Below are 25202 nucleotides of genomic sequence, written 5' to 3' on the forward strand. Positions count from 1 at the left end.
CACCGGTCCTCAGCCCGCTGACCGGCCGGGCGCGGCCCCCGTCCTCGCCCGGTTCGGCGCGGCGCCGGCCCGCGACGAGGACCTGCTGACCTGCGAGGACGGCCCCATCGGGCCGATCATCGCGCCCGACCGGGTCGCCGGCTCCAAGGCGTGGCTCGGGCCGGAGCTGCGGCTGGTGGTGCTGCCCGGGTACGCGCTGACCGGCTTCCCCATGCGCGAGAGCCCGCCGGAGTGGCGCGGGCGGGCGGCGCGCTGATCCGTCCCCGCCGGGGCGGGTCAGCTCTGCTTGGCCAGGGAGTCGCCGTCGGTCGACAGGTGCACCACGTTGTCCTCGATCCTGGCGACCTGCTCGGGCGCGACGTACAGGTCACGCGCGAACAGCCCGCGGCCGTCCACCTTCACGAAGCCGGTACGCAGCAGCCGGGCCGCCAGCACGGGCGGCAGGCCGGGCTCGGCGTCCCTGAAGACGTCCGACAGCACGGGCACGAAGCCGGGGCCACGCTCGGGCTTCTGTCCGTCGGTGGTGACCGCCTGCGGGTCGCCCATCTTGACGAGCTCCACGGTCCCGATCTCCTTGCCGTCGCGGTCGACGACCTTCATGCCGGTGTGGACCTGGCTGATGCCGGGCCGCTGGGGGGTTCGCACGCCAACGCTCCTTGTCTCTCGGTCCGGCTGTCACGACTACCCAGCTCGGCGGCGGAGAGTCCCCCGGTTCCCCGGTACTTGCCCGGGGGCGGAGCCGCGGCTCAGGATGGCGGGGTGAGCCCGCTTCCCGCCCGGAGGACCATCGCATGCCCGATCTGGACGGTCTGTCGTTCGAGCCGCTGACCCCCGTCTCCTTCCTCGACCGGGCCGCCGACGCGCACGGCGACCGGATCGCCGTCATCGACGGGGATCACCGGTTCACCTACCACGAGCTGCGCGAGCGGTGCCGCCGGCTGGCGGGCGGGCTGGCGCCCCTGGCGCGGGGCCGCCCGGTGGCGGTGCTCGCGCCGAACACGTCCGTGCTGCTGGAGGCGAACTTCGGGGTGCCGTGGGCGGGTGTGCCGCTGGTGGCGGTCAACACCCGGCTGGCGCCGGGCGAGGTCGGCTACATCCTGGAGCACTCGGGGGCGGGCGTGCTGGTGCACGACCCGGTCTTCGACGGCCTGGTGGACGCGGCCTGCGCCGGGCTGGCCGAGCCACCGCGCCGGGTCCGGGCCGGCGCCGAGTACGAGGACCTGCTCGCGCGGGCGTCCCCGCTGGCGCTCACCCCGGCCGACGAGCGGGCGCTGCTGTCGATCAACTACACCTCCGGCACGACCGGCCGCCCGAAGGGCGTCATGTACCACCATCGCGGCGCGTACCTCCAGGCGCTCGCCATGGTGGGACACGCCGGGCTGTCGCCGGCCACCGTGCACCTGTGGACGCTGCCGATGTTCCACTGCAACGGCTGGTGCTTCCCGTGGGCGGTGACGGCGGCGGCCGGGACGCACGTGTGCCTGCCGAAGCCGGACCCCGCCGAGGTGTGGCGGCTGCTGCGGGCCGAGGGCGTCACCCATCTGGAGGGCGCGCCGACCGTGCTGTCCATGATCGCCCACGCGCCGGACGCGGCTCCGCTGGAGCGCACGGTGCGGGTCTCGACGGGCGGCGCGCCGCCGTCCCCGGCGATCCTGCGCCGCATGTCGGGCCTGGGCTTCGACGTCATCCACCTGTACGGGCTCACCGAGACGTTCGGCCCGGCGATGATCTGCGACTGGCGGCCGGAGTGGGACGAGCTGACCGGCGAGCGGCAGGCCCGGCTGAAGGCCCGCCAGGGCGTCGGCAACATGATCGCCTGCACCGCCCGCGTCGTCGGCGGGGACGGCCGCGACGTGCCCGCCGACGGCACGACGATCGGGGAGATCGCGCTGCGCGGCAACAACGTCATGCTCGGCTACTACCGGGATCCCGAGGCGACCGCGGCCGCGGCGCCGGACGGCTGGTTCCGCACCGGCGACCTCGGCGTCCGGCATCCCGACGGATATGTCGAGCTGCGCGACCGCAGCAAGGACGTGATCATCTCGGGCGGCGAGAACATCGCCTCGGTCGAGGTCGAGCAGGCCATCGCCGACCATCCGGCGGTGCTGGAGGTGGCGGTCGTCGCGGTGCCCGACGACCACTGGGGCGAGGTGCCGGCCGCGTACGTGACGCTGCGCGAGGGCGCGGCGGCCACCGCGGATGAGATCATGGAGCACGTGCGGGCGCGGCTGGCGCGGTTCAAGGTGCCGAAGCGCGTGGAGTTCTGCGAGCTGCCGAAGACCTCGACCGGCAAGATCCAGAAATACGTCCTGCGGGACAAGGCCTGGGCGGGCCAGGAGCGCCGCATCCACTGACAGGCGTGCGCACAGGGCGCCCCTACGGCTGGAGGAACGACATGGCGGCGGTCGGCGCGGACCACCTGGAGATCAGGCAGCTCGTCGAGAACTGGGCGGTGTGGCGGGACGCGGGCGACTGGGAGCGCTTCGCCACGGTCTGGCATCCCGACGGCTGGATGACCGCCACCTGGTTCCAGGGCCCGGCCGCCGAGTTCGTCGCGGCCAGCAGGAAGGGCTTCGACAGCGGCGTCAGCATCCTGCACTTCCTCGGCGGCCACAGCGCCGACGTGGCGGGCGAGCGGGCGGTGGCGCAAACGAAGATGACCATCAGCCAGCGTGCGGAGGTGGACGGCGTCCTGGTGGACGTGGTGTGCACCGGCCGTTTCTACGACTTCCTGGCCCGGCACGAGGGCGCGTGGACGATCGTGCGCCGCCAGCCGGTCTACGAGAAGGACCGCATGGACGTCGTCGACCCGGCGGCCGTCCTCCGCCTGGACCCTGAGCTGCTGGCCCGCTTCCCCGCGGGCTACCGTCATCTCGGCTACCTGCAGACGAAGGCGGGCTTCACGGTCCGGCCGGGGCTGCCGGGGCTGACGGGCGAGGCGGTGGAGCGGCTGTACGCTGAGGGCGCGGCGTGGCTGGGCGGGTCGGAGCGTCCCGGCGTGCCCCTCTGAGCGCCCACTTTCAGACAATCTGCAGAAAAGGTAAGTACCCTCCCCCACCATGAAGTGGCAGCGTAAGATCACCACCGCGCTGGAAAGGCACGCGGGCCTGCGTATCGAGCGGGTGTCCAAGACCTCAGGCCCGGCCGCCAAGCCGGTCGTGCCCGCCAAGAAGGCCGCCGACGCCTCGTTCCGCCCCCCGGCGGACCCCGAGGCGGACCGCCTGCTGAGGGCGCCCGTGTTCGTCATCTCGCCCGTGCGGTCCGGCTCGACGCTGCTGCGCTCGATGCTGAACTCCCATCCCGACCTGCACGCCCCGCACGAGCTGCACGTCCGGCGGCTGAGCGTCGACTTCGGCACGAGCCTGGCGGAGAAGGCGATGGACGCGCTCGGCCACAACAAGGCCGACCTGGAGCACCTGCTGTGGGACCGGGTGCTCCACCGCGAGCTGGTCCGCAGCGGCAAGCGGTACGTCGTGGACAAGACCCCCGCCAACGCCTTCGCCTACGAGCGCCTGGCGGCCTGCTGGCCGGACGCGCGTTTCGTGTTCCTGCTGCGTCATCCCGCCTCGATCGCGACCTCCTGGCACGAGGCCAGCCCGGACCGGCGCACCCCCGAGGAGGCGGCGAAGGACGCGCTGCGTTACATGAAGGCCGTGGAGCGTGCCAGGAAGGCGCTGCCCGGCCTGACCGTGCGCTACGAGGAGCTGACCGCCGACCCGGAGCGGACGCTGCGCGGGATCTGCGACTTCCTCGCCATCGCGTGGGAGCCCGCCATGCTGAACTACGGCACCCCCGAGGTGGTGACCAAGGGGCTCGGCGACTGGAAGGACAAGATCCGCTCAGGTCAGGTGCAGCCGGGCCGCGAGCTGCCGGGCCCGGAGGAGGTGCCCGACGTCCTCAAGGGGATGGCGCGCACGTGGGGGTACCTCCCGTGAGGATCCGCTACATGCTGCTGCACGCGTACGGGATGGGCGGCACCATCCGCACGGTCGTCAACCAGGCCAACGCGATGGCCGAGGCGGGCCACGACGTGGAGATCGTCAGCGTGGTGCGCCGGCGCGGCAAGCCGCAGTTCGCCATCGACCCGCGGGTGCGCCTGTCCGCGCTGGTCGACCAGCGCGACGGGGTGTCGGCCGACTCCCTGGTGCGCAAGGTGTGGCGGCGGGCGCGCGGCAAGATCGTCCCGTACGGCGAGTTCGCCGCCGAGTGGTTCACCGAGCGCGTCGAGGCCGCCGTGATGGACTACGTGTCCTCCCTCGACGACGGCATCCTCGTCACCACCCGCCCGGCGCTCAACCTGATCTCCGCCCGCCGCGCCTCGCGCAAGGTCATCCGGGTCGCGCAGGAGCACATGAACCTGGCCGCCTACCACGAGGCCGTCCGGGAGCAGATCGCCCGCCACTACGGGCGCTTCGACGCGGTCGCCGTGCTGACCGAGACCAGCCGCGCCGAGTACCTCGACATCCTCGACGACACGCCCATCGTGCGCATCCCCAACGCCGTCCACATGGACCACCGCGAGCACTCCGACCAGAGCAACCCGGTGGTGATCGCGGCGGGACGGCTGGTGCCGCAGAAGGGCTACGACATGCTCATCCCGGCCTTCGCCTCGGCGGCGGAGGAGCATCCGGAGTGGCGGCTGCGCATCTTCGGCACCGGGCCTTCGCAGGAGAAGCTGCGCCGGCGCATCGACGAGACCGGCATGGCCGGGCGGATCACGCTGATGGGCCGCAGCGACCGCATCCACGAGGAGCTGGCGCGGGCGTCGATCTACGCGCTCAGCTCGCGCATCGAGGGCCTGCCGATGGCGATGATCGAGGCGATGGGCCACGCCCTGCCGGTGGTCGCCTTCGACTGCCCGACCGGGCCCGCCGACGTGCTGGTCTCCGGCCAGAACGGCGTCCTGGTGCCGCCCCGCGACGTGGAGAGGCTGGGCGAGGAGCTGGGCCGGCTCATGGGCGACCGCGAGCTGCGGGCGCGCCTCGGCGCGGCGGCGGCGGCGACGGCGCACGCCTACACGCCGGAGGTCGTGATGCCGCTCTGGGAGGAGCTGTTCATGCTGCTGAGCCGCGGCCGGCCGGTCCCCGCCGACTTCGGGAAGACGCGCTGACCTTACCCGGGGCTTGCCTGGGGCGAGCCGGGAAAGGACCTTCCTGAGAACCGACGGGGTGCTCAGGAGGTCGCCATGGCCGCGTCACAAGGAATGTTCCGCCGCAAACCGGTCGAACAGATCGCGGAGGAGCACGAGGGCGAGCTGTCCCGGTCGCTGGGGCTGTGGCAGCTCACCGCGATCGGCGTCGGCGGCATCATCGGAGCGGGCATCTTCGCCCTCGCCGGCGCGGTGGCCAACCAGACGGCCGGACCGGCGGTGCTGGTGTCGTTCCTGCTGGCCGGGGTGGCGAGCGCGGCGGCGGCCTTCTCCTACGCGGAGTTCGCGGGCATGATCCCGAAGGCCGGCTCCGCCTACACCTACGGCTACGCGGTGCTCGGCGAGATCGTCGGCTGGTTCATCGGCTGGGACCTGCTGCTGGAGTACACCGCGATCGTGGCGGTGGTCGCCATCGGCATCTCCGGCTACTTCGGCTTCCTGGTGCAGGAGCTGGGCCTCCGGCTGCCGGCCTGGATGCTGGGCGCGCCCGGCACCGGGGACGGGCACGTGGTGGACCTGTTCGCCGTGCTGCTGTGCCTGCTCATCGCCTTCCTGCTGAACCGCGGGATCACGACGGCCGCCCGGTTCGAGACGTCCGTGGTGGCGATCAAGGTCGCGGTGGTGCTGGTGGTGATCGTGGTCGGGTTCTTCTTCATCGACCCGGCCAACTACTCGCCGTTCTTCCCGTTCGGGATCGGCGGGGCGATCACCGGCGCGGCGACGGTGTTCTTCGCGGTGTTCGGCTACGACGCGATGAGCACCGCCGCCGAGGAGTCGCGCGACGCCCGGCGGCACATGCCGAAGGCCATCATCTACTCGCTGGCCGTCTCGATGGTCCTGTACGTGCTGGCCACGCTGGTGCTCACCGGCATGCAGAACTACCGGGAGATCGACCCGGAGAGCGGCTTCTCCTCGGCGTTCGCCTCCGTCGGGCTGCGGGGGCTGGCGGGGCTGATCGCGGTGGGGGCCATCGTCGGCATCCTCACCGTGATGTTCACGTTCATGCTGGGCGTCACCCGCGTGTGGTACTCGATGAGCAGGGACGGGCTGCTGCCCGGCTGGTTCGCCCGGCTGCACCCGGTGCGGCGGGTGCCCTCGCGGGTGACCTGGATCGTGGGCGTGGCCTCGGCGCTGATCGCCGGGTTCCTGCCGATCAGGGAGGCGGCCGAGCTGACCAACATCGGGATCCTGCTGGCGTTCGTGGTGGTGTGCGCGGCGGTGATCGTGCTCCGCTACCGGCGGCCGGACCTGCACCGGGAGTTCCGGACGCCGGGGATGCCGGTGGTGCCGGCGATCGGCGTGGTGTTCTCCCTCTGGCTGATCACGTTCCTGGCACCGCTGACCTGGCTGCGCTTCGCGGTGTGGTTCCTGCTCGGGCTCGTGGTCTACCTCGCCTACAGCCGGCGCCACTCGGCGCTGAACCGGGGCTGAGCCGGGTTTTGCCATCCCCATACCAAGACAAAGGCGGACGAAAAGGGTCGAGGCATAGCCTGGTGCGTGGGGGCTTCCATCATGACCATCGCTACGCGGAAGAGCGGGCTGACACTGGGACCGGACGGCCGGCAGACCATGTCACCGGCCGGATCGCTGCCGGCCGAGCTGAACAGCTTCGTGGGCCGCAGGCGGGAGCTCGCCGAGGTCAAGCGGCTGCTGGGCGAGAGCAGGCTGGTCACCCTGGCCGGCGTGGGCGGCGTCGGCAAGTCGCGGCTGGCGCTGCGGGCGGCCTTCGACCTGCGCAGGGCGTACCACGACGGGGTGTGGCTGGTGGAGCTGGCCGCGCTGGAGAGCCCCGAGCTGCTGGTCGCGACCGTCATGGCGGCGCTCGGCATCCAGGACAGCCCGTCGCGGCCCTCCGCCGAGGTGCTGACCGCCCACCTGCGCGACCGGCGCACGCTGCTGGTCCTGGACAACTGCGAACACCTGCTGGACGCCTGCGCGGCCCTGGCCGACCGGCTCGTACGCGCCGCGCCCGGCCTGCGGATCCTCGCCACCAGCAGGCAGGCGCTCGGCGTCCCTGGCGAACAGGTCCTGCCGGTGCCGACGCTGGCCGTCCCCGACGCCACCGGGACGCGGGCGGACGGACAGACCGACGCGACGCGGCTGTTCGCCGAACGGGCGCGGGCCGTGCTGCCCGGCTTCGAGATCACCGACGCCAACCGCGAGGCCGTCGCAGGCGTCTGCCGCCGGCTGGACGGCATCCCGCTCGCGATCGAGCTCGCGGCCGTACGGTTGCGGTCGCTGTCGGTCGAGCAGCTCCTGGAGCGGCTGGACGACCGCTTCCGGCTGCTCACCACCGGGGCCAGGACCGCGATGCCGCGCCAGCAGACCCTGCGCTCGCTCATCGACTGGAGCCACGCCCTCTGCACCGAGCAGGAACGGCTGCTGTGGAGCCGGCTGTCGGTGTTCTCCGGAGGGCTCGACCTGGAGGCGGCCGAGCAGGTGTGCTCCGGCGGCGGGATCGCTCCCGACGACGTGATGGACCTGGTCGGCGGGCTGGTGGACAAGTCGGTGCTGGCCCGCGAGGAGCACCGGCAGAGCGTCAGGTACCGGCTGCTGGAGACCATCCGCCAGTACGGGCGCGAGCGGCTGCGCGAGTCGGGCGAGGAGGCGGAGCTGCGGGCCAGGCACCGCGCCTACTTCCGCGACCTGGCCCTGCGCGCCCGGCGCGACTGGTACGGGCCCGACCAGGTCGCCTGGTTCGCCCGGCTGCGCGCCGACCACGGCAACCTGCGCACCGCCCTGGACTCCGCCCTGCCCTCCCCACCGCACTCCGCGCCGTCCGCCGTGCCGTCCGCCGTGCCGTCCGCCGTGCCGTCCGCCGTGCCGTCCGCCGTGCCGTCCGCCGTGCCGTCCGCCGTGCCGTCCGCCGTCCCGTACGCGCCGGGGCCGGAGGCCACCCGCGACGGGCTGGTGCTCGCCACGGCGCTCTGCTTCCACTGGATCGCGGCCGGGGCGCTGCGCGAGGGCCGGACATGGCTGGGGCGGCTGCTGGCCGCCGCGCCCGAGCCGCAGCCCGAGCGGGCCGAGGCGCTGTGCGTCCAGGCCCGGCTCGCGGTGCTGCAGAGCGACTTCGAGGAGGCGGACGCGCTCCTGCGGGAGTGCCGGGAGCTGGGCCGCGCCCTGCCCGACCCGCCGCCGGCCGCGCCCGTCGCCTACGTCGCCGGCCTGGCCGCGCTGATGCGGCACGACCTCCAGGAGGCCGTGACGCTGCTCGGCGAGGCCGCCGACGGCCACCGCGCGGACGGCGAGGAGAGCGGCGTGGTCAACGCGCTGATGTACCTGGCCACCGCGCACGGCCTGCTCGGCGACGACGACCAGGCCGCCGCCCGGTTCAAGGAGTGCCTGGCGCGGTGCGAGGCGCGCCACGAGCACTGGTTCCGCTCCTACACGCTGTGGATGTTCGGCATCGAGACCTGGCGGCAGGGCGACCCGGCCCGCGCGATCGAGATGGAGCACGAGGCCATCCGGCTCAAGCAGCCGTTCGACGACCGGCTCGGCGTCGCGCTCTGCGTCGAGGCGCTGGCCTGGATGACCGCGGACACCTCGGCCGAGCGGGCCGCCACGCTGCTCGGCGCCTCTCAGGAGAGCTGGCGGGCGTTCGGCGGGCCGCTGTTCGGCTACCTGGCCGGTTACCACGACGCGGCCGAGGCGCTGGCGCGCGAACGCCTCGGCGCCCGCGCGTTCGCCGCCGCCTTCCGCAAGGGCGTGGAGCTGCCGCCCGACGACGTGCCCGCGTACGCGACCGGCCGCGAGAAGCCGCCGGCCCGCGCCGAGCGGACCGGCGGGGACTCGCCGCTCACCCGCCGCGAGCGGGAGATCGCGGCGCTGGTCGCGCGGGGCATGAGCAACAAGGAGATCGCGGCCACCCTGGTGATCGCGCAACGCACCGCCGAGGCGCACGTCGAGCACATCCTGTGCAAGCTCGGCTTCACCTCCCGGGCCCAGATCGCGGCCTGGACCGCCGGGCAGGGCCCGCCGCCGGAGGCGAGCCCCGCGTGACCTGCCACCCGGCGCGGGCGGGGTCCTGCTGGTCGCAGCCGTTCAAGAGGCCGTGCCGCCGGTGCCAGGCGGCGAGCGGCCGGAAGAACGCCTCTTCGGGCAGCTCGTCCTGGAACGACCCGGCGACGACCCGCCCGAACCAGTGCCCGATCCGCCGTTCGAACTCGCCGTGCACCCGGTCGAGCAGCACCGCGCACGCCTCGGCGGACAGGTAGTCGAAGCCGCGCGTGGTGATCTCACCGCCGGGGCCCAGCCGGAGCCGGCGAAGGCGGCCTGCCCGGCCTGCTGCCTGTCGTCGAAGGTGGGGTCCTTGGCGTTGGACGGTGGAGAGCACCAGCGCGTACGTGATGAGCTGGGTGACCCACGGCGTCTGCGCGCCAAGCGCGATCGGCACGACGCCGGCCTTCTTGAGCTTGTCGCAGAGCGCATCGGCCGCTGGGTGAAGGCGGCCGGGGTGCGCGCCGCGCTGCGGCACGGCCGGCACGGGTGCGCATCTCCCTCGCCATGCTGATCATGGACCGGCTGGGCGGCGGCGGCTCCTTCACCGAGCTGCAGGCGCTCGACTTCGCCCGCGGCCACGTCGAGATGGGCCACGACGGCCCCGCCCACCTGGCGATCAGCTCCCGGCGCCCGCTGCTGCGCGGCCTCGGCGTCTACCACGGCAAGCGCGGCTGGGGCGTCTCGGTCGAGTTCGACGTGACGCGCGGCCCGGTCACCGCGTTCGGGCTGCGCCAGGACCGGGACGGCGGCTTCGGCTTCGTGGTGTCGGAGGGCGAGGTCGTCGAGGGGCCGCTGCTGCAGATCGGCAACACGACCTCGCGGGTGGACTTCGGCTGCGACCCGGGCGAGTGGACCGACGCCTGGAGCGCCAGCGGCATCTCCCACCACTGGGCCCTCGGCACCGGCCACCGCCTGGCCGAGCTGCGCGCGGTGGCCGACCTCCTCGGCGTGGGAATCACGCACGTCCAGCCAGGGCGGTGAACGGGGGTAAACCCGTACGATGAGGGCGTGCGCGGACTCATCCGCTCGTTAGGGCGCTCGGTGTGGAACGAGCCGCGGGCGCCCAGCGCGCCGCGGCGGGTCTGGCGGGACTGGGCGCTCGTCGCGGTGCTCGTGCCGGTGGCGGTCCTGGAGGGCGTGCTGCGGCCGGACCTGCCGTGGCGGGTGCCCGCGGTGGCCGTCACCGTCGTGCTGGTGCCGTTGCTGCTGTGGCGGCGTCAGAAGCCGCTGCTCATGCTGGTGACCGCGTTCGTGGTGAGCGGGGTCGCGGCGCTGGGCGCGGGCGGGCAGGACGTCGAGACGTACACGACGGCGTTCGTGCTGATCCTCGTCTACGCGCTGTTCCGCTGGGGGTCGGGGCGGGAGGCGGTCGCCGGTCTCGGCGTCGCGCTGGTCGCGCTGGGCCTGTCGGCGGCGCAGGGCCGGCTCGCGATGGGCGACCTGGTGGCGGGGCTGGCGGTCGCGTCGGCGGCGCTCGGGCTGGGCGTCGCGACGCGCTTCCGCGCGGGCGCGCGCTCGCGCGAGCTGGACCAGGTGAAGCTGCTGGAGCGCGAGCAGCTGGCCCGCGAGCTGCACGACCTGGTGGCCCACCACGTCTCGGCGATGGCGATCAGGGCGCAGGCGGGCCTCGCCGCGGCGGCGGCCGAGCAGCCGGACGCCGCGGCCGACGCGCTGCGGGTGATCGAGGCCGAGGCGTCACGCACGCTGGCCGAGATGCGCACCATGGTGCACGTGCTGCGCCGCAACGAGCCGGCCGAGCTGACGCCGGGCAAGCACCTGGGCGACCTGGCCGAGCTGGCGGGCCGGGCGAAGGTCGGGCCGGCCGTGGACGTACGGATCTCCGGCGACGTCGCGGGCGTGCCGCCGTCGGTGGGGGCGGCCATCTACCGCATCGCGCAGGAGTCGGTCACCAACGCCCGGCGGCACGCCAGGCACGCCACCCGCATCGAGGTGCGGGTCGCGGCCGACGACGCGGCGGTGCGGCTGCGGGTGACCGACGACGGCGACGGCGTCGTGGCCCGGCAGATCTCCTCGGCCGGGTACGGCCTGATCGGCATGATCGAACGCGCTGGCCTGCTGGGCGGCACCTGCGAGGCGGGCCCCAACCCGGGCCGCGGCTGGACCGTCACCGCCGTCCTGCCCAGAACGGGGACGGCGACGTGACCGACCAGGACCAGAGCCCCATCCGGGTGATCGTCGCCGACGACCAGGAGATCGCCAGGACCGGCCTGCGGATGATCCTCGACCTCCAGCCCGGCATCGAGGTGGTCGCCGAGGCCGGCGACGGGCGGCGCGCGGTCGAGCTGGCCCGGCGGCTGCGCCCGGACGTCTGCCTGTTCGACATCCGCATGCCCGCCCTGGACGGCATCGAGGCGACCCGCCTGCTGGCCGGCCCGGACGTCGCCGACCCCGTCGCGGTGGTCGTCATCACGACCTTCGACCTGGACGAATACGTCTACGCCGCGCTGCGGGCGGGCGCCCGCGGCTTCCTGCTGAAGGACGCGGGCCCCGACCTGCTGGCGCAGGCGGTGCGGGCGGCGGCCAGGGGCGACGCGCTCATCGCCCCCAATGTCACCGCCCGGCTGCTCGGCGCGTTCGCCGGGTCGGCCCCGTCCGCGCCGCCCGCGCAGCCGGTCGAGGCGCTGACGGAGCGGGAGGAGGAGATCCTGGCGACGGTGGCGCGCGGCCGGACCAACAGCGAGATCGCCGCCGAGCTGCACATCTCGCTCAGCACGGTCAAGAGCCACGTGGCCAGCCTCATGACCAAGCTCGGCGTGCGCAACCGGGTCGAGATCGCGATGTGGGCCTACGAGACCGACCGGGTCAGGCGCTGACCCGGCGGCCCGTCCTGCGGCGGATCAGCCCTTCGGCCACGGCCAGGTTGACCGCCCATCCGGCGCCCAGCAGCAGCGCCCGCGTCGTGCCCGTGGGGTCGCCGCCGGCGGCGGCCGTCCAGACGCCCAGGATCAGCGCCTGGCTGCCCGCGCCGAGGCCCAGCGCGTAGGCGCGGATCATCCAGGCGCGGTGGCGGGCGTGGCGGCGGCGGAGCACGGCGGCCAGGCCGAGGACGAGCGCGGCCGCCATGAGCGAGCCGAACCCGAGCCGGAAGCCGGCCAGCAGGTCGCCGTCGCCGTCCTGGCGGGGGTAGATGAGGGTCATCCACACGCCCGACAGCGCCACGACCAGCCCGAGCGGCACCAGGATCCGCCCCATCAGCCGATGCCGGGCGGGCGGGCGGCGTCCGCCGAACTGGAAGGCCCCGAGCACGGTGTACCCGGTCGCCGCCAGGATGTGCGCCACGACGGGCACCGGCACGGCGGCGAAGCGGGCGCCGTCCGGCATGACGTCCGGGCCGCCGGACAGGGCGGACAGCCGGAGCGCGCCGGCCACCAGGGGGACGACGGAGAGCGCGATCAGCGCGGCGGGCACGAGCCGGGACGCGCGCCGCCCCGCTGAGCCGGTGGGGACGGATGCCTGAGTCATGCCTCGATGGTGGCGGCCGGGGCGGGGGCGGCTCATCGGCGCTTCGGCCCTGATCGCGGCGTCCCAAAGGCCACCGGGAAGGTCGTACTTTCGGCGGTTACCCGGGCCGCGGGCGGCGCTCACACTGGCGGTCAATCATCCCCATCGACGCGAGGAGCGCCCCGATGAAGGCCTTCGTCCTCGACTCCTACGGCTCCCCCGACGCCCTGACGCTCACCGAGCTGCCCCGCCCCGTGCCCGGCCCCGGCGAGGTGCTGGTACGGGTGCGCGCCACGTCCGTCCAGCCCTTCGACTGGCACCTGATGCGCGGCGAGCCGCGCCTGGCCCGCCTCATGCCCGGCGGCCCCGGCCTGTTCCGGCCGAGCCTGCCGATCCTCGGCGCGGACGTCGCCGGCGTCGTCGAGGAGATCGGCCCCGGCGTGACCGAGGCCGCGCCCGGCGACGAGGTGTACGCCATGTCCGGCGGGGGCGGCTTCGGCGAGTACGCCGCCGTCAAGGTCGCCGACCTGGCGCCCAAGCCGCGGACGCTGTCGTTCGAGGAGGCCGCGGCGGTGCCGATGGCGGCGCAGACCGCCCTGCTGGCCGTGCGGGACGACGGCGGACTGGAGGAGGGGCAGCGGGTGCTGGTCAACGGCGCCTCCGGCGGCGTGGGCACGTTCGCGGTGCAGCTCGCGCGGGCGTTCGGCGGGAGGGTCACCGGCGTGTGCAGCCCGGCGAACCTGGACCTGGTGCGCTCGCTCGGCGCCGAGGAGGTGGCGGACTACACCAAGGAGGACGTCCTCGGTCTCGGCCGCCGCTTCGACCTGGTCGTCGACATCGCGGGCAGCCACCCCGGGCGGGCCTACCGGCGGCTGATCCGCCCGAAGGGGCGGCACGTACAGGTGGGCGGGCGGGGCAGCCGGTGGCTGCAGCCGATGGGGCGGATGTTCGGGACGCTGGCGGTCGCGCCGTTCCTGCCGCACCAGGTCGCCATCACCAACGGCCCGTGGAAGGAGACCCGGCGCAACCTGATCACGCTGGGCGAGCTCATCGACGCCGGCGAGGTGCGGCCGGTGATCGACCGGCGGTACCCGTTCGGGGACATCCCGGCGGCCGTCCGCTACCAGGAGGAGGGCCACGCGCGCGGCAAGGTGGTCGTCACCGTGGCGGAGTCGTGACCGCCGCGGACGGATGCCCGCGGGTCAGCCCGCACGGCCGGGAGCCGGGGCGGGGACGGCGCTCATAATCCCGGATTCATCGGGCATTCTAGGGAACCGCACGGGACGCACGACAGCGATGGGAGTCCTTGATGCCGTTCCTGACCCAGCTCGCCGACGTCGCCCGCCGCACCGGCAGCCCGGTCACCGAGGTGGCCGGGTGGCGGACCCGGGGCCACGGGCCGCAGCCGGAGGTGCAGGGCGTCGTCTGCCACCACACGGCCGGCCCGGCCGGCGGCGGCGACTACCCGTCGCTGGCCGTGGTGCGCGACGGGCGGCCCGGCCTCGGCGGCCCGCTGTCGCACTTCGGGCTCGGCCGTTCCGGCCGCATCTACGTGATCGCCGCCGGACGCTGCTGGCACAACGCCCCCTCGACCTCGCCCTGGCACGACAACTCCAGCTCCCTCGGCATCGAGGCCGAGAACAACGGGACGCAGCCCTGGCCGGCCGCGCAGCGGGAGTCCTACGTCCGGCTGTGCGCGGAGCTGTGCCGCGAGTTCGGGCTGCCGGCCTCGCGGGTCAGGGCGCACCGCGAGGTCAACACCGCCAAGCCCGACCCCCACTCCATCGACATGAACGACTTCAGGGCGTCGGTGGCCGCCATCGTCAAGGGCGGCCAGGACGCCTTCTGGACGGAGGAGATCGTGAGGAACCTGCCGGTGATCCGGCTCGGCGACGACAACTACGACGTCAAGACCGTGCGCGGCTGCCTGTTCGCGCGGGGGCAGGTGCCCCCGGACGCGTACGCCGAGGTCCCCGGCGGGCTGCGCGCCTGGCTGGAGTCCACGGTCGCCGACGACGGCCTCGTGGCGCTGGTGCGCGCGTTCCAGCAGGCGAGCGGGCTCGGCGCGGACGGCGTCGTCGGCCCGGAGACCTGGCCGCCGCTGCTGCGGGTCTGACCCCGCCCCCGCCGGACCCCCTCGGACGGTCAGCGGACGATCGTGCGGGCGGCGGCGAGCACGCCCTCGTGGAAGCCCTCGACCCGGACGGTGCGGGCCGCGCCGGCCCCCGGCACGGGCACCGTGACGCTCTCCCCCGTCAGGTCCGCCGACGCCCGCGGCCGGCCGTCCACGTAGACGTCGGCCCGGTCGAGCAGGTGGGTGCGCAGGGTCAGCTCGTCCCCCGAGTCCGCGATCCGCACCTCCAGGCGGCGCGCGGGCAGCGCGGCGAGCAGCCGTCCCGCGTGCTCCAGCAGATCGGCGTTGCCGCCGAGGACGTCGCGCCGCGTCATGCGGTGGCGCTCGTCCGGCACGACGCCGAGGTCCTCGACCGGCGTGCCGGCCCGGTCGTGCACCCGCAGCGTGCGCCGGATCGCCACCCGCATGTTCGCCCCGCCGGGCAGCTCCCGGTACGGGCTGTCCTGGACCGGCTCGGGCAGCTCCAGCAGCAGCTTGAGCAGGGCGTGGGTCCACACGTTCGCGCCGCCCGCGCCGGTGTTGTCGTCGACGCCGAGCACCGGCCCGATCCCGTGGTCCTGGAACCCGGCGGCGAAGATGTCGGTCGCCGAGAAGCCGCCGGAGTGGACCGCGCCGGTCTCCAGGGCCTGGTTCATCGACGGGCACCAGGGGCCGAGGTCGATCTGGCCCGTGGGGTCCTGCTCGTGCTGGGCGCAGATGCGCACGTTGAGCGGCGACGTGATGAACTGCGTCGGCTCAGGGGTGATCGGGCGGGGCGTGAGCGTCTGGAGGATGAACTCGGCGGCGTGGATGTGGCCGCCGCCGTTGCCGCGCACGTCCACGATGAGCCCGTCCTGCGGCAGCAGGCCGGCGAGCCGCACGAACTCGCGGACGAAACCGTCCGGGTCCTGCACGTTGAAGGTGAACACGCGCAGGTGGCCGAACGTGCCCGAGGCGGTGGTGACGCTGCGCGCCCGGAACACCGACGGCATCGACGTCGGGACGGCCGCGCCCGGCTCGGCCGGCTCGGCGGTGAGCGCGGCGGCGTCCGTGGACTCGGCCGCCGTGATCGCCTCGGGCACGTAGAGCAGCTTGACGGCCCGGCCGATCTCGTCGGTGCCGAGGTCGAGGCCCTGGGCGACGGCCGCGGCGGTGAGCGCGTCGGCGTCGACGAACGGCGGCACGTTCTCCGCGACCCCGCCCGGTCGATCGGGACGCCGTTCCAGTGCGTGACCCGCACGCCGGGCCCGAACCCCTGGGCGGCGAAGCCCGCGACGACCCGGGCGACCACGTAGTGCCGCTCCTGCCCTTCGTGGTACTCCTCGATCTGGTACGGCAGGTACGCGATCCGGCCGGAGAACGGCTCCGGCAGCAGGTAGTTGGTGTGCAGGTCGCGTACCGAGTGGAAGATCTGCGCCAGCTCGGCGTGGAAGCGCCACTCGGGGTCCATGGCCGCCTCGCTCTGCCGGCCGAGCCGCAGCGCCAGCAGCCGCAGCCGCTGGACGGGGTTCACCGCGTGCATCGCGACCTTGAGCGGCAGGTGCACGTAGTTCTGCTCGATGAGGACCAGCGCCTGCGCGACCAGCGCGCGCCGGTCGGCCAGGGTCAGCGCTCCTGCCCTGTCCAGGAAGTCCCGCAGCTCGACCGATCCGGCGAGCCGCTTGTCCATGGCCTCGGAAGCCTCGGTCATTCCACACCCGTCCCCGTCCGCGGACACGGGAGGAGCGGGGGCTCCCCGACCACGCCGTCGGACTGCTCGGAGCCTGTTCGGACCTCCGCAGCCTGGCACCGGGGACGGGCCGCGCGCATCGGGTGCCGCCCTAGGGGTTTCCCTAGCCCCAGGGTCCTGGCTGGTCCGCGGGCCGTCCCTGGTGGGCCGGTGTCTGGTCGAGGGCCGCGCGGGCGCCGGGCTCGACGGCGGCGCGGAAGGCGGCGTCCAGCTCGGCGGGCGTGGCCGTGGTCTCGCCGTCCGCCCAGGCGCGCAGCAGCGCCATGAACGCCCCCACCACGCAGGTCGCCAGCAGGTCGAGCGCGGGCGAGGGCCGCGCGCCCGCGGCCAGGAGCTCGTCCGTGACGATCGAGGTGAGCAGGCGCTCGCCGCGCGCCACGACCCGGTTGCCGCCGCCGCCCCGGCCCAGCAGCGCGCGGACGAGCCGCCGCTGCTCGCGGGCGTGTTCGAACATCGGCAGGCTGAACGCGAACAGCCCGCCCCCCTCCCCCACCGGGGCCGGACGCAGGAAGGACAGCTCGTCGAGGCTGCTGAACAGCACGTCCTGCTTGTCGGCGAAGTGCGCGTAGAAGGTGGAGCGGCCCACGTCGGCGCGTGCGATGACGTCGGTGACGGTGACCGCGTCGTAGCCCTTCTCCAGGATCAGCGCCACCAGCGCCTCCTGGACGAGCCGCCGCGTCCGCCGCACCCTGCGGTCTCCGGACACTTCCCCGCCTCCTGTCCGCTACGGCACACGGTGGCCGATCTGCTCGTTGACCTCCCGCCATTATGAACGGACGATTCCATAGTGAACAGGTTGTTCGCCACGAGAAGGGGTCATCATGAGCCTGGGGAAGCTGCTCAGCCACGGCCATGCCGACAAGGGTCAGACGATCGACCATCCGCGCGCGTACGAGGTCCTCTCGGCGATCGGCTTCGGCGGGGGGCGCCGGGCCGCGTTCACCCGGGTGGCCGCGGCGGCCCGGCCGAGGCCCGGTGACCGGGTGCTGGACGTCGGCTGCGGCACCGGCTACCTCACGCGCGTCCTCGCCCCGGTCGTCGGGCCGGACGGCCACGTCACAGGGCTGGACCCGTCGCCCGCGATGGTCGACCACGCCCGCCGCCGCGCTCCCCGCAACTGCGACTACGTGGAGGGCGTGGGGCAGGACCTGCCGTTCCCCGACGGCTCGTTCGACGTCGTGGTCTCCAGCCTCGCCGTGCACCACATGCCCGCCGCGGCCCGGCCCGAGGCGCTGCGGCAGATGCACCGGGTGCTGCGGCCCGGCGGGCGGCTGCTCATCGCCGAGTTCCGGCCGCCGCGGGGCCGGGCGGCGCGGCGGCTCGTCGGGCTGCTGTCCGGCCCGGCCATGCGGCAGGACCCGCGTGACCTGCTCGGCACGCTGATCCCGGACGCCGGGTTCACGGTGGAGGCCGAGGGGGAGCTGCCGTTCCCGCTGTCCTACGTCCGGGCGCGCAAGGACGGGTGAGTCACGGGCAGGTGGTGTGGTTCGCCGGGACCGTGCCGTCCAGGAGGAAACGGTTCACGGTGCCGTCCACGCAGGCGCTGCCCGCGCCGTACGCGCCGTGGCCCTCGCCCTGGTGGACGAGTTCCACGCCGACGCCCAGCCGCTCGGCCATGGTGGCCGCGCCCTCGTACGGGGTCGCCGGGTCTCCGGTGGTGCCGACCACGAGGATGGGCGGCGCGCCTGGGGCGCTCACGTCGAAGCCGCGCGCCGCCCCGGCGACCGGCCAGTCCGCGCACTGCAGCAGGCCCCAGGCCAGCAGCTCGCCGAAGACCGGCGAGGCCGCCCGGAACTTCGGCAGCCGGGCGCGCACGTCCCGGGCGGTGTAGCGGTCGCTGGAGTCCGCGCAGTTCACGGCGGCGTTGGCGGACTGCAGGCTCGTGTAGCGGCCGCCGTCGCCCCGGCCGTGGAGGGCGTCGGCGAAGAACAGCAGCAGGTCCCCCTTGCCGTCCTCGATCGCCGAGCGCAGCGCGAGCCGCAGGTACGGCCAGAACTCGCGGGAGTAGAGGGCGGCGGCGACGCCGTACAGGGCTTGGGTCTGGGTGAGCGGCCGCCCTCCCGCGGTGGGCAGCGGGCGGGCGTCGAGCCGGGTGATCAGCCGGGTGATCCGCCGCTCGGCCTGCCGGAGCCGCTGGGCCTGCCGGGTGTCCTGTTCCGCGCCCTTCCGCCTGGGGGGCCGGCCGCCCGCCGCCGGGCAGCCGCGCCGCCCGGCGCAGTCGCGCAGGAAGTTGCCCAGCGCCCGCTGGAAACCCTTCGCCTGGTGCAGGGCGACCTGCTCGGCGTTCTCGGTGGGGTCCACGACGGCGTCCAGCACCATCCGGCCCACCCGGTGCGGGAACAGGTGGGCGTAGACGCCGCCGAGCTTGGTGCCGTACGAGATGCCGAAGTAGTGCAGCCGCTCCTCGCCGAGGGCCTGCCGCAGGAGGTCGAGGTCGCGGGCGGCGTTCTCGGTGCCGACGTACGGCAGCACGGCGCGGGCGTGGCGGGCGCAGGCGGCGGCGTACGCGCGGAACCCGCCGGTCAGGGCGCGCTCCTCGGCCGGGCCGTCGGGGGTGCCGTCCAGGCGCCGCCAGGCGTCGAACGCCCGCCCGTCCAGGCAGCGCACCCCGCCGCTGCGGCCGACGCCGCGCGGGTCGAAGCTGACCAGGTCGTAGCGCCGGTGCAGCTTCAGGTAGTGCTTCCTGGCCATGGCCGGCAGCGTGAAGACGCCGGAGTCGCCGGGGCCGCCGAAGTTGAGGACGAGCGAGCCGATCCGCCGCTCGCCCTCGCCCGGCCTGGCCCTGGCGCGGACGAGCGCCAGCGGCAGCCGCTCCCCGCCGGGACGGGCGTGGTCCAGCGGCACCTTCAGCGTCGCGCACTCCCACGCGGTGCCGTCGGGCAGCGGTGCCGGCCGGCCGCCGTTCCCCTGGGCGGGGGCCGGCGCCGGGCACCGCGTCCACCTGAGCTCCTCGCCGGTGGGAGCGGCGGGCCGCCCCGCGTCCGCCCCCACGGGCGGGGCGGCCAGGGTGGCGGCCGCAGTGGTGGCCGTCAGCGGAACCAGGGCGGTCATGACCGCGAATCTCCTGAAGATCATGCACGCTCCTCGGGCAGGCGGCCGGTCGCCGCGCGACGCCATCCTGGCGACCCGCCCGCCCCGGCGTCCGGCGGTTTCCCGCGCCTTGGCGCGGCCACGACCACGTCATGGACGTCCTGCCCCTGGCCGGGTGAAACTTTCATCCGCCCCGGCAGGACGCGCGCCGGTCGCCGGGCTGGTGGGCGGCGCGGCCCGCGAAAAGGGGCGTTCCCGCGGCCCGTTTCGTGCCCGGCCGGATGACACCGGCGCCGGACCGCTTGCGCGTTCAACCATAATGTCGCCGCGAGTGGACCCGCCCTTCTCCCCCATCAGGAGGACGTGCATGCGAAGCCGCATCGCGCTGTTGCTCGCCGCCATCGCCGTCGCGCTGCTGCCGCTCACCCCGGCACAGGCCGCGTACGGACCCCCGAGCCCGATCGTCCTGCAGGTGAACGCGAGCGACGGCACCCAGCTCGCCCGCGTCGAGGGCACGGTCGCCTTCGACGACGGGAACACGCGGTACACCTACTCGCTGGTGCTGTGCCGCCGTTCGAGCTTCCAGGCGCCGTACGTGAGGATCTACGTCAACGGCGTCGTCCACGACACCCTCTTCTGGAACCCCTCCACCACCGTCCCCTGGTGCTTCTACTCCGGCTTCGCCTCCCCGCACTCGGCCGAGGTCACCTACGGGGCCGTCGTCCAGAACGTCCGCTTCGAGCTGGTCGGCTCCAGCTTCCCGAACAACGTCTACAAGGAACACCGCAGCGGCTTCACCTACGACAACCCGTACAACTGACGACCCCGCTCCCGAACTCCTGAATGACGTACGACGGCAGAAGACCATGCTGATTCGGCTTCTGCCGTCGCACGTCACCTGGCCAAAAAACGTAAACCTATTCACATTCTCCCCTAGTTGGCATTCATCACCAAACACCTGCCGAGGAACATAACGGAATGCCATAGACGCTTCATTTATGCGTTACCGGTTGGTAGAGCTGCGCGCGAGGCACGAGGTGGTTACAGTCTGAATCCGCGCCACCCCCTCGATAAGCAGGCAGCATTATGGATGATCTCGACGACGATGACTGGGTCAGCCAATTCGGGACGATCCATGCCCCTATCGGAGGAAAGCCCTTCAAGTGTCGACCTTTTATTCATGAGGACCCTCAAGAACTCTCGCTTCTCGCGGGCAAGTTGACCCCAGACGAGGCAGCGACGACCGTCAATCGCAGGCGAGCGGGCAGCGCCTTACCTGGCGATGGCGTGCGCCACGCTCGCGTGGGAAAACTCCGCAGCGAAGGCTTTCGTGTATGGCGCTCCCCGACCAGGAAGATCCCCGGTCATGTGTCCGTTATGCCACTGGACGGCAACCGAGCCTGGACTGATGATGACAGTCAGAGGTTCGATGACTGCTTCGAGTCGAAAGCATGGAAGGAAGGCCAACTGTGAGCGACCTGATCCAGCTGAGGATCGGAGAGCGACCTTGGCTGCCTACACCCACGACCGAGTCCATCGAGATTTTCGACCGGTACGACATGCCGACATCGGGCCTGGTGAGGCAAGGACGGAAGCTGTTCGTCTTCGATTGCGTGGAGGGCCACGCAATGGTCGGCAACGTCTGGATCTACGCCGAGGTGAGCGAGGCGGAGGCGCGCCTCCTGCAAGAGGCAGAGGGCGACGATTTCGTCCGCCTGTTCGAGAGCGCGTTCGCCGGTAAAGACGTGATGGCCGTGCTGGCGATCGACGCGCGCGTACGTTCAGGCTCTCAGGTCAATTCCTCCACGATCGCCCGGAAAGGGCTGATGAAAGCCGTCTTCGAACGCTTGCGCGAAGGGGTCGAGATCGCCGGGGAGACGGCCAAGGCGATGGAACAACTAGTCACCTGCTAGGTTTCCGCCCCGCTTCCATGCACGGACGTCCGGAGCAGACCTCAGGGGCTGATGAGTGTCATCATCGAGCCGGGAACGGACTCAGAAGGGCAGAGTCCTCATACCGGAGATGGTGGGTGATCTGAGACAGTGGCGAGCCGCATCGCGCTGCTCCTCGTCCTGCTGGCAGCGCCGCTTCTGCTGGCCAACTGGTTCGTCGTGGACCTCGTCCTGGGGCACGGGTGTGCTTCCCCGTACGAAGGCGGCAATCTGACGGAATGTGTCGGCGGGCTTTCCGAGGAGGAGACGACCGCCGTGTCAGGGCTGGTGGCGGTGGTGCTCCTGGCCGTCGAGTGCCGGCTGATCGTCGTACTCGCCGTGCAGTTCAGCAGGAAGAAGGCTCGACCGCCGAGGGAAGGCTGACCGGCGCGGGCTGAGCGGCGCGTCAGAGCTCCACGCCTTCGCGGAGCAGGGACCAGGCGCGACGGACGGTGGCGTGGCGCTGGGACGCCGGGATGTGGGCGAGGGCGCCGGCGATCATGCCGAAGATCAGGACGAGGTCGTCGGCCGAGACGCCGGGGCGGATGCGGGGGGCCCGCCGGGGGTCGTCGAGGACGCCCTGGAGCAGGCCGACCACGCGCTCGCGCAGGCCGAGGATGCGCGGGTCGGGCTCGGCGGAGGCCCGGGAGACGAGCTCGATGAACGCGGTCGAGGCGACGGCGTTCTCGGTCATCACCGCGAGCAGGTCGTCGATGGTGCTGCCTGGCTCGGCGGCGAGCGACTCCAGGGCGGCGACCTGCTCCTCGAACACGGCCATGGCCAGCGCGACGCGGTCGGGGAAGTGCCGGTAGAGGCTGCCCTGGCCGACGCCGGCGGCGCGGGCGACGGAGCTGAGCGGGGCGCCGTAGCCCTCGGCGGCGAAGACCCGGCGCGCGGCGGTGATCAGCGCGGCGCGGTTCTCGGCGGCGGCGCTGGGTCCTCTGTTCGGTCGACGCGGCACCGGCATGAGGGCTATCGTAACAACCGGACAGAGATGTCCGGTAGGCGAGCACCCTCCAGGAAGGCCCGCCCGCCCGACGTAAGGACAGGCTCATGAACGCATTCGACGACCGGGTCGCCCTCGTCACGGGAGCAGGGTCGGGGATCGGCCGGGCCATGGCGGTGGCCTTCGCCAAGGCCGGCGCCCGGGTGGTGGCCGCCGACGTGGACCGGGCGCGGGCCGAGGAGACGGCCGCCCTCGTCGGCGAGGCCGCGCTCGCCGTCACCGCCGACGTCGGCGACCAGGCGTCGGTCGCGGCGCTGGTGGAGGCGGCGATCGGCGCGTACGGCCGGATCGACGTGCTCTGCAACAACGCCGGCATCCTCGACACCATGGCGCTGCCCGCCGACATCAGCCCCGAGGTGTGGGAGCGGGTGATCCGCGTCAACCTGACCGGCGCGTTCCTGGTCACCCACGCGGTGCTGCCGCACATGCTGCGCCAGGGCCGGGGCGCGATCGTCAACACCGCCTCCGAGGCGGGCATCCGCGGCGGCGCGGCCGGAGCCGCCTACACCGCCTCCAAGCACGGGCTCATCGGCCTGACCAGGAGCGTCGCCTGGGCGTACGCCAAGGACGGCATCCGCTGCAACGCCATCCTGCCCGGCCCCACCGCGACCAACATCGCCGACGGGGCCACCTTCGACCCGGCCGGAGCCGCCCGCCTGTCGCCGGTGCTGGCCCTGGGCGAGCTCATGGCGCAGCCGGAGCAGATGGCGGACGCCGCGCTGTACCTGGCCTCGGAGGCGGCCTCGTTCGTCAACGGCGCGATCGTCCCCGTGGACGGCGGCTGGTCCGCCGGGTAAGGGACGCTTCAGCGGGCGGGCAGTTCCTCGTCCAGGCCGGCGGGAGCGCCGGCGAGGTGGCGGGCGGCGGCGCGGCGGCCGGGGATCGTGGTGACGATGAGCGCCGCCAGCACCGCCACGCCCGCCCCGATGACGAACCCGGTGCGGAAGCCCGCCTCGGACGGCAGCGTCGCCGGGCCGACCTTGATCGTCATGTTGGCCAGCACCGCGCCGAGCACGGCGCTGGCCGACGAGGTGCCGATCGCGCGCATGAGGCTGTTGAGGCCGTTGGCGGCGGCCGTCTCGGTACGCGGGACCGCCGCCATGATGATCGACGGCATGGCCGCGTACGCGAAGCCGATCCCGGCGGCCACCACCGACGAGAAGATCAGGATCCCCCAGGCGTGCCCCATGAGGACGAGGGCCATCAGGTAGCCGGCGGCGATGACGAGCGCGCCGAGCAGCAGGGACGTCTTCGGCCCCCGCGCCGCCGACAGCCGGGCCGCCACAGGCGAGATCGCCATCATGACCAGCCCGCCGGGCGCCATCCACAGGCCGGCCTCGACCATCGAGCGGCCCAGGCCGTAGCCGGTGGCGGCGGGGAGCTGGAGGAGCTGCGGGGTGATGAGCGACATCGCGTACATGGCGAAGCCGATCACGATGGAGGCCAGGTTCGTCATGAGCACCTGGCGGCGGGCGGAGGTGCGCAGGTCGATCAGCGGCGCGGGCACGCGCAGCTCCCACCAGCCCCACAGCAGCAGGACGAGCGCCGAGGCCCCGAACATGCCGAGCGTGATCCCGCTGGTCCAGCCCCACTCGCTGCCCTTGGAGACGGGCAGCAGGAACAGCGCCAGGCCGGCCGACAGGCCGATCGCGCCGACCACGTCCAGGCGGCCGGGCGACCTGACCGGCGACTCCGGCACGATCAGCAGGATCAGCACGCTCATCAGCAGCCCGAGCCCGCCCGCCGCCCAGAACAGGGCGTGCCAGCTCACGTACTGGGCGACGAGCGCGGCCGCGGGCAGGCCGAGCGCGCCGCCGACGCCGAGCGAGGAGCTCATGAGGCCGATGGCCGAGCCGAGCCGCTGCGGCGGGAGCACGTCCCGCATGATGGCGATGCCGAGCGGGATCACCCCCATGCCGAGGCCCTGCAGGGCACGGCCGGCGACCATGGGGACCAGCGACTCGGCGGGCGCGCACACGAACGAGCCGGCGGACAGCAGGAGGGCGCTGGCGACCATGACGCGGCGCTTGCCGTACAGGTCGCCGAGGCGGCCTGAGACGGGCATGGCGACCGCTCCGGCGAGCAGCGTCGCGGTGATGGCCCAGAAGGCGTTCGCGGTGGTGGTGTGCAGCAGGGCGGGGAGGGTGGCGATGAGGGGGACGATGAGGGTCTGCATCAGCGAGACCGTGATGCCCGCCGCCGCCAGCACCCCGACGACCAGTCCGCTGCGCGGCGTCGTGCCCGGTTCGTCCATGCGTCGCTCCCCCGCTCCTCGGCCCGCCCACCGGCCGCAAATGGTGTGCATCATACACATGCCCACTCAACGGATATTCTTGACTCCCGCGACGGGAGGCAAGGTGCGCAGGGAGATCGCCGACATCGAGCGGGAGCTCATGCTGATCGGCCGCTACAAGGAGCTGGTGGCGGCCGACCGGCCCGAGGAGCGCACGCTGGAACGCAGCAGCTACATCCTGCTGAGCCGGCTGGAGGCCGAGGGGCCGCTGTCGATCGGGCAGCTCGCGCGGGCGTTCGGCCTCGACACCTCCACGGTCAACCGGCAGACCGCCGTGCTGCTGCGGGCCGGGCTGGCCGAACGCATCCCCGACCCGGACGGCGGCACGGCGCGCAAGCTGCGCGTCACCGAGGAAGGGCTGCGGCGGGCGCGGGCCGAGCGGGACTGCCGGCTGCGCGGGCTGGCCAAGGTGCTGGCGGACTGGACGGAGGAGGAGCTGGAGTCCTTCGCCGGCGGGCTCGCGCACTTCAACGCCAGCATCGAGCACTGA

The 25202-nt window shown here is 73.4% G+C and carries 27 protein-coding genes; 18 read left to right on the top strand and 9 right to left on the bottom strand.

Features of this window, described 5'->3' with window-relative positions; genetic code table 11:
* Positions 1–9: 9 nt before the first annotated feature.
* Positions 10–213 (bottom strand): hypothetical protein, encoded by a 204-nt coding sequence (locus Nocox_RS24255; RefSeq protein ID WP_157382731.1) that lies wholly within the window; start codon positions 211–213, stop codon positions 10–12.
* Between the two features lie 63 nt (positions 214–276).
* The gene (locus tag Nocox_RS24260; protein ID WP_020540202.1) at positions 277–645 is read right to left on the bottom strand and encodes a hypothetical protein; all 369 of its coding nucleotides are present in this window, start codon (positions 643–645) and stop codon (positions 277–279) included.
* Positions 646–791: 146 nt separating this feature from the next.
* On the opposite strand from Nocox_RS24260, the gene Nocox_RS24265 reads away from it, so the two are divergent.
* The 6 genes from Nocox_RS24265 to Nocox_RS24290 all read left to right on the top strand — a co-directional run bounded on the left by Nocox_RS24265 (position 792) and on the right by Nocox_RS24290 (position 9148).
* Positions 792–2354, top strand: coding sequence for an acyl--CoA ligase family protein (locus Nocox_RS24265; protein WP_020540201.1), 1563 nt, complete (start codon positions 792–794; stop codon positions 2352–2354).
* 5 nt (positions 2355–2359) lie between these two features.
* Positions 2360–3010, top strand: a complete 651-nt coding sequence (locus Nocox_RS24270; protein WP_211212483.1) for a nuclear transport factor 2 family protein — start codon at positions 2360–2362, stop codon at positions 3008–3010.
* 49 nt (positions 3011–3059) lie between these two features.
* On the top strand, positions 3060–3935 hold the full coding sequence (locus Nocox_RS24275; protein WP_020540199.1) for a sulfotransferase family protein: 876 nt from the start codon (positions 3060–3062) through the stop codon (positions 3933–3935).
* A complete protein-coding gene (locus Nocox_RS24280) occupies positions 3932–5110 on the top strand; it encodes a glycosyltransferase family 4 protein (protein WP_020540198.1) in 1179 nt (392 codons plus the stop codon). Before Nocox_RS24275 ends, Nocox_RS24280 begins: the two co-directional genes overlap by 4 nt.
* A gap of 75 nt (positions 5111–5185) precedes the next feature.
* Positions 5186–6580, top strand: coding sequence for an amino acid permease (locus Nocox_RS24285; protein WP_026213736.1), 1395 nt, complete (start codon positions 5186–5188; stop codon positions 6578–6580).
* Positions 6581–6661: 81 nt separating this feature from the next.
* Positions 6662–9148, top strand: a complete 2487-nt coding sequence (locus Nocox_RS24290) for a LuxR C-terminal-related transcriptional regulator (protein ID WP_157382730.1) — start codon at positions 6662–6664, stop codon at positions 9146–9148.
* Here the strand turns inward: Nocox_RS24290 and Nocox_RS24295 are convergent.
* Positions 9078–9632 carry a hypothetical protein gene (locus Nocox_RS24295; RefSeq protein ID WP_020540195.1) on the bottom strand — a complete coding sequence of 185 codons (555 nt, stop codon included), beginning with the start codon at positions 9630–9632 and terminating at the stop codon, positions 9078–9080. The genes Nocox_RS24290 and Nocox_RS24295 overlap by 71 nt on opposite strands.
* A gap of 2 nt (positions 9633–9634) precedes the next feature.
* Here Nocox_RS24295 and Nocox_RS24300 point away from each other — a divergent pair, with 2 nt between their 5' ends.
* The 3 genes from Nocox_RS24300 to Nocox_RS24310 all read left to right on the top strand — a co-directional run bounded on the left by Nocox_RS24300 (position 9635) and on the right by Nocox_RS24310 (position 11982).
* Positions 9635–10129 (top strand): hypothetical protein, encoded by a 495-nt coding sequence (locus Nocox_RS24300; protein ID WP_020540194.1) that lies wholly within the window; start codon positions 9635–9637, stop codon positions 10127–10129.
* A 27-nt stretch (positions 10130–10156) separates the two neighbouring features.
* The gene (locus Nocox_RS24305) at positions 10157–11311 is read left to right on the top strand and encodes a sensor histidine kinase (RefSeq protein WP_020540193.1); all 1155 of its coding nucleotides are present in this window, start codon (positions 10157–10159) and stop codon (positions 11309–11311) included.
* Between the two features lie 71 nt (positions 11312–11382).
* Entirely contained in the window at positions 11383–11982 is a 600-nt protein-coding gene (locus tag Nocox_RS24310; protein ID WP_246649892.1) for a LuxR C-terminal-related transcriptional regulator, read from the top strand.
* Here the strand turns inward: Nocox_RS24310 and Nocox_RS24315 are convergent.
* Positions 11972–12631, bottom strand: a complete 660-nt coding sequence (locus Nocox_RS24315) for a DUF2306 domain-containing protein (protein ID WP_020540191.1) — start codon at positions 12629–12631, stop codon at positions 11972–11974. The two genes, Nocox_RS24310 and Nocox_RS24315, sit on opposite strands and share 11 nt — an antisense overlap.
* A gap of 164 nt (positions 12632–12795) precedes the next feature.
* On the opposite strand from Nocox_RS24315, the gene Nocox_RS24320 reads away from it, so the two are divergent.
* Positions 12796–13788, top strand: a complete 993-nt coding sequence (locus tag Nocox_RS24320; protein ID WP_020540190.1) for an NAD(P)-dependent alcohol dehydrogenase — start codon at positions 12796–12798, stop codon at positions 13786–13788.
* A gap of 131 nt (positions 13789–13919) precedes the next feature.
* Positions 13920–14726 (top strand): peptidoglycan recognition protein family protein, encoded by an 807-nt coding sequence (locus tag Nocox_RS24325; RefSeq protein WP_020540189.1) that lies wholly within the window; start codon positions 13920–13922, stop codon positions 14724–14726.
* Positions 14727–14755: 29 nt separating this feature from the next.
* Here the strand turns inward: Nocox_RS24325 and Nocox_RS24330 are convergent, their stop codons facing one another.
* A complete protein-coding gene (locus Nocox_RS24330) occupies positions 14756–15907 on the bottom strand; it encodes a S41 family peptidase (RefSeq protein WP_020540188.1) in 1152 nt (383 codons plus the stop codon).
* A gap of 648 nt (positions 15908–16555) precedes the next feature.
* Positions 16556–17158 (bottom strand): TetR/AcrR family transcriptional regulator, encoded by a 603-nt coding sequence (locus Nocox_RS24335; protein WP_020540187.1) that lies wholly within the window; start codon positions 17156–17158, stop codon positions 16556–16558.
* A gap of 115 nt (positions 17159–17273) precedes the next feature.
* Here Nocox_RS24335 and Nocox_RS24340 point away from each other — a divergent pair, with 115 nt between their 5' ends.
* Entirely contained in the window at positions 17274–17918 is a 645-nt protein-coding gene (locus Nocox_RS24340) for a class I SAM-dependent methyltransferase (protein ID WP_020540186.1), read from the top strand.
* Position 17919: 1 nt separating this feature from the next.
* On the opposite strand, the gene Nocox_RS24345 is transcribed toward Nocox_RS24340, so the two are convergent.
* Entirely contained in the window at positions 17920–19527 is a 1608-nt protein-coding gene (locus Nocox_RS24345; protein WP_020540185.1) for an alpha/beta hydrolase, read from the bottom strand.
* Positions 19528–19849: 322 nt separating this feature from the next.
* On the opposite strand from Nocox_RS24345, the gene Nocox_RS24350 reads away from it, so the two are divergent.
* The 4 genes from Nocox_RS24350 (at position 19850) to Nocox_RS24365 (ending at position 21797) form a co-directional block, all read left to right on the top strand.
* Positions 19850–20302, top strand: a complete 453-nt coding sequence (locus tag Nocox_RS24350) for a hypothetical protein (protein ID WP_020540184.1) — start codon at positions 19850–19852, stop codon at positions 20300–20302.
* A 266-nt stretch (positions 20303–20568) separates the two neighbouring features.
* On the top strand, positions 20569–20955 hold the full coding sequence (locus tag Nocox_RS24355; RefSeq protein ID WP_157382728.1) for a hypothetical protein: 387 nt from the start codon (positions 20569–20571) through the stop codon (positions 20953–20955).
* Positions 20952–21395, top strand: a complete 444-nt coding sequence (locus Nocox_RS24360; RefSeq protein WP_020540183.1) for a hypothetical protein — start codon at positions 20952–20954, stop codon at positions 21393–21395. The genes Nocox_RS24355 and Nocox_RS24360 overlap by 4 nt, the downstream gene beginning before the upstream one ends.
* Before the next feature lie 129 nt (positions 21396–21524).
* A complete protein-coding gene (locus tag Nocox_RS24365; RefSeq protein ID WP_020540182.1) occupies positions 21525–21797 on the top strand; it encodes a hypothetical protein in 273 nt (90 codons plus the stop codon).
* Between the two features lie 22 nt (positions 21798–21819).
* Here Nocox_RS24365 and Nocox_RS24370 read toward each other — a convergent pair whose 3' ends face one another.
* The gene (locus tag Nocox_RS24370) at positions 21820–22380 is read right to left on the bottom strand and encodes a TetR family transcriptional regulator (protein ID WP_020540181.1); all 561 of its coding nucleotides are present in this window, start codon (positions 22378–22380) and stop codon (positions 21820–21822) included.
* An 86-nt stretch (positions 22381–22466) separates the two neighbouring features.
* On the opposite strand from Nocox_RS24370, the gene Nocox_RS24375 reads away from it, so the two are divergent.
* Positions 22467–23216, top strand: a complete 750-nt coding sequence (locus Nocox_RS24375; protein ID WP_020540180.1) for an SDR family NAD(P)-dependent oxidoreductase — start codon at positions 22467–22469, stop codon at positions 23214–23216.
* Between the two features lie 8 nt (positions 23217–23224).
* On the opposite strand, the gene Nocox_RS24380 is transcribed toward Nocox_RS24375, so the two are convergent.
* Complete coding sequence (locus Nocox_RS24380; protein ID WP_020540179.1) at positions 23225–24673, bottom strand: MFS transporter; 1449 nt, start codon at positions 24671–24673, stop codon at positions 23225–23227.
* Between the two features lie 103 nt (positions 24674–24776).
* Here Nocox_RS24380 and Nocox_RS24385 point away from each other — a divergent pair, with 103 nt between their 5' ends.
* A complete protein-coding gene (locus Nocox_RS24385) occupies positions 24777–25202 on the top strand; it encodes a MarR family winged helix-turn-helix transcriptional regulator (protein ID WP_020540178.1) in 426 nt (141 codons plus the stop codon).

This window comes from Nonomuraea coxensis DSM 45129 (assembly GCF_019397265.1).
Classification (GTDB): Bacteria; Actinomycetota; Actinomycetes; order Streptosporangiales; family Streptosporangiaceae; genus Nonomuraea; species Nonomuraea coxensis.

What these genes read in the sequence shown, in the direction of transcription:
- Nocox_RS24355 (WP_157382728.1), top strand. Translation starts at nt 20,569, where the DNA reads ATGGATGATCTCGACGACGATGACTGGGTCAGCCAATTCGGGACGATC.
- Nocox_RS24380 (WP_020540179.1), bottom strand. Translation starts at nt 24,673, where the DNA reads ATGGACGAACCGGGCACGACGCCGCGCAGCGGACTGGTCGTCGGGGTG.
- Nocox_RS24345 (WP_020540185.1), bottom strand. Translation starts at nt 19,527, where the DNA reads ATGATCTTCAGGAGATTCGCGGTCATGACCGCCCTGGTTCCGCTGACG.
- Nocox_RS24350 (WP_020540184.1), top strand. Translation starts at nt 19,850, where the DNA reads ATGCGAAGCCGCATCGCGCTGTTGCTCGCCGCCATCGCCGTCGCGCTG.
- Nocox_RS24375 (WP_020540180.1), top strand. Translation starts at nt 22,467, where the DNA reads ATGAACGCATTCGACGACCGGGTCGCCCTCGTCACGGGAGCAGGGTCG.
- Nocox_RS24325 (WP_020540189.1), top strand. Translation starts at nt 13,920, where the DNA reads ATGCCGTTCCTGACCCAGCTCGCCGACGTCGCCCGCCGCACCGGCAGC.
- Nocox_RS24290 (WP_157382730.1), top strand. Translation starts at nt 6,662, where the DNA reads ATGACCATCGCTACGCGGAAGAGCGGGCTGACACTGGGACCGGACGGC.
- Nocox_RS24265 (WP_020540201.1), top strand. Translation starts at nt 792, where the DNA reads ATGCCCGATCTGGACGGTCTGTCGTTCGAGCCGCTGACCCCCGTCTCC.
- Nocox_RS24310 (WP_246649892.1), top strand. Translation starts at nt 11,383, where the DNA reads ATGATCCTCGACCTCCAGCCCGGCATCGAGGTGGTCGCCGAGGCCGGC.
- Nocox_RS24275 (WP_020540199.1), top strand. Translation starts at nt 3,060, where the DNA reads ATGAAGTGGCAGCGTAAGATCACCACCGCGCTGGAAAGGCACGCGGGC.
- Nocox_RS24285 (WP_026213736.1), top strand. Translation starts at nt 5,186, where the DNA reads ATGGCCGCGTCACAAGGAATGTTCCGCCGCAAACCGGTCGAACAGATC.
- Nocox_RS24315 (WP_020540191.1), bottom strand. Translation starts at nt 12,631, where the DNA reads ATGACTCAGGCATCCGTCCCCACCGGCTCAGCGGGGCGGCGCGCGTCC.
- Nocox_RS24370 (WP_020540181.1), bottom strand. Translation starts at nt 22,380, where the DNA reads ATGCCGGTGCCGCGTCGACCGAACAGAGGACCCAGCGCCGCCGCCGAG.
- Nocox_RS24340 (WP_020540186.1), top strand. Translation starts at nt 17,274, where the DNA reads ATGAGCCTGGGGAAGCTGCTCAGCCACGGCCATGCCGACAAGGGTCAG.
- Nocox_RS24255 (WP_157382731.1), bottom strand. Translation starts at nt 213, where the DNA reads ATGGGGAAGCCGGTCAGCGCGTACCCGGGCAGCACCACCAGCCGCAGC.
- Nocox_RS24320 (WP_020540190.1), top strand. Translation starts at nt 12,796, where the DNA reads ATGAAGGCCTTCGTCCTCGACTCCTACGGCTCCCCCGACGCCCTGACG.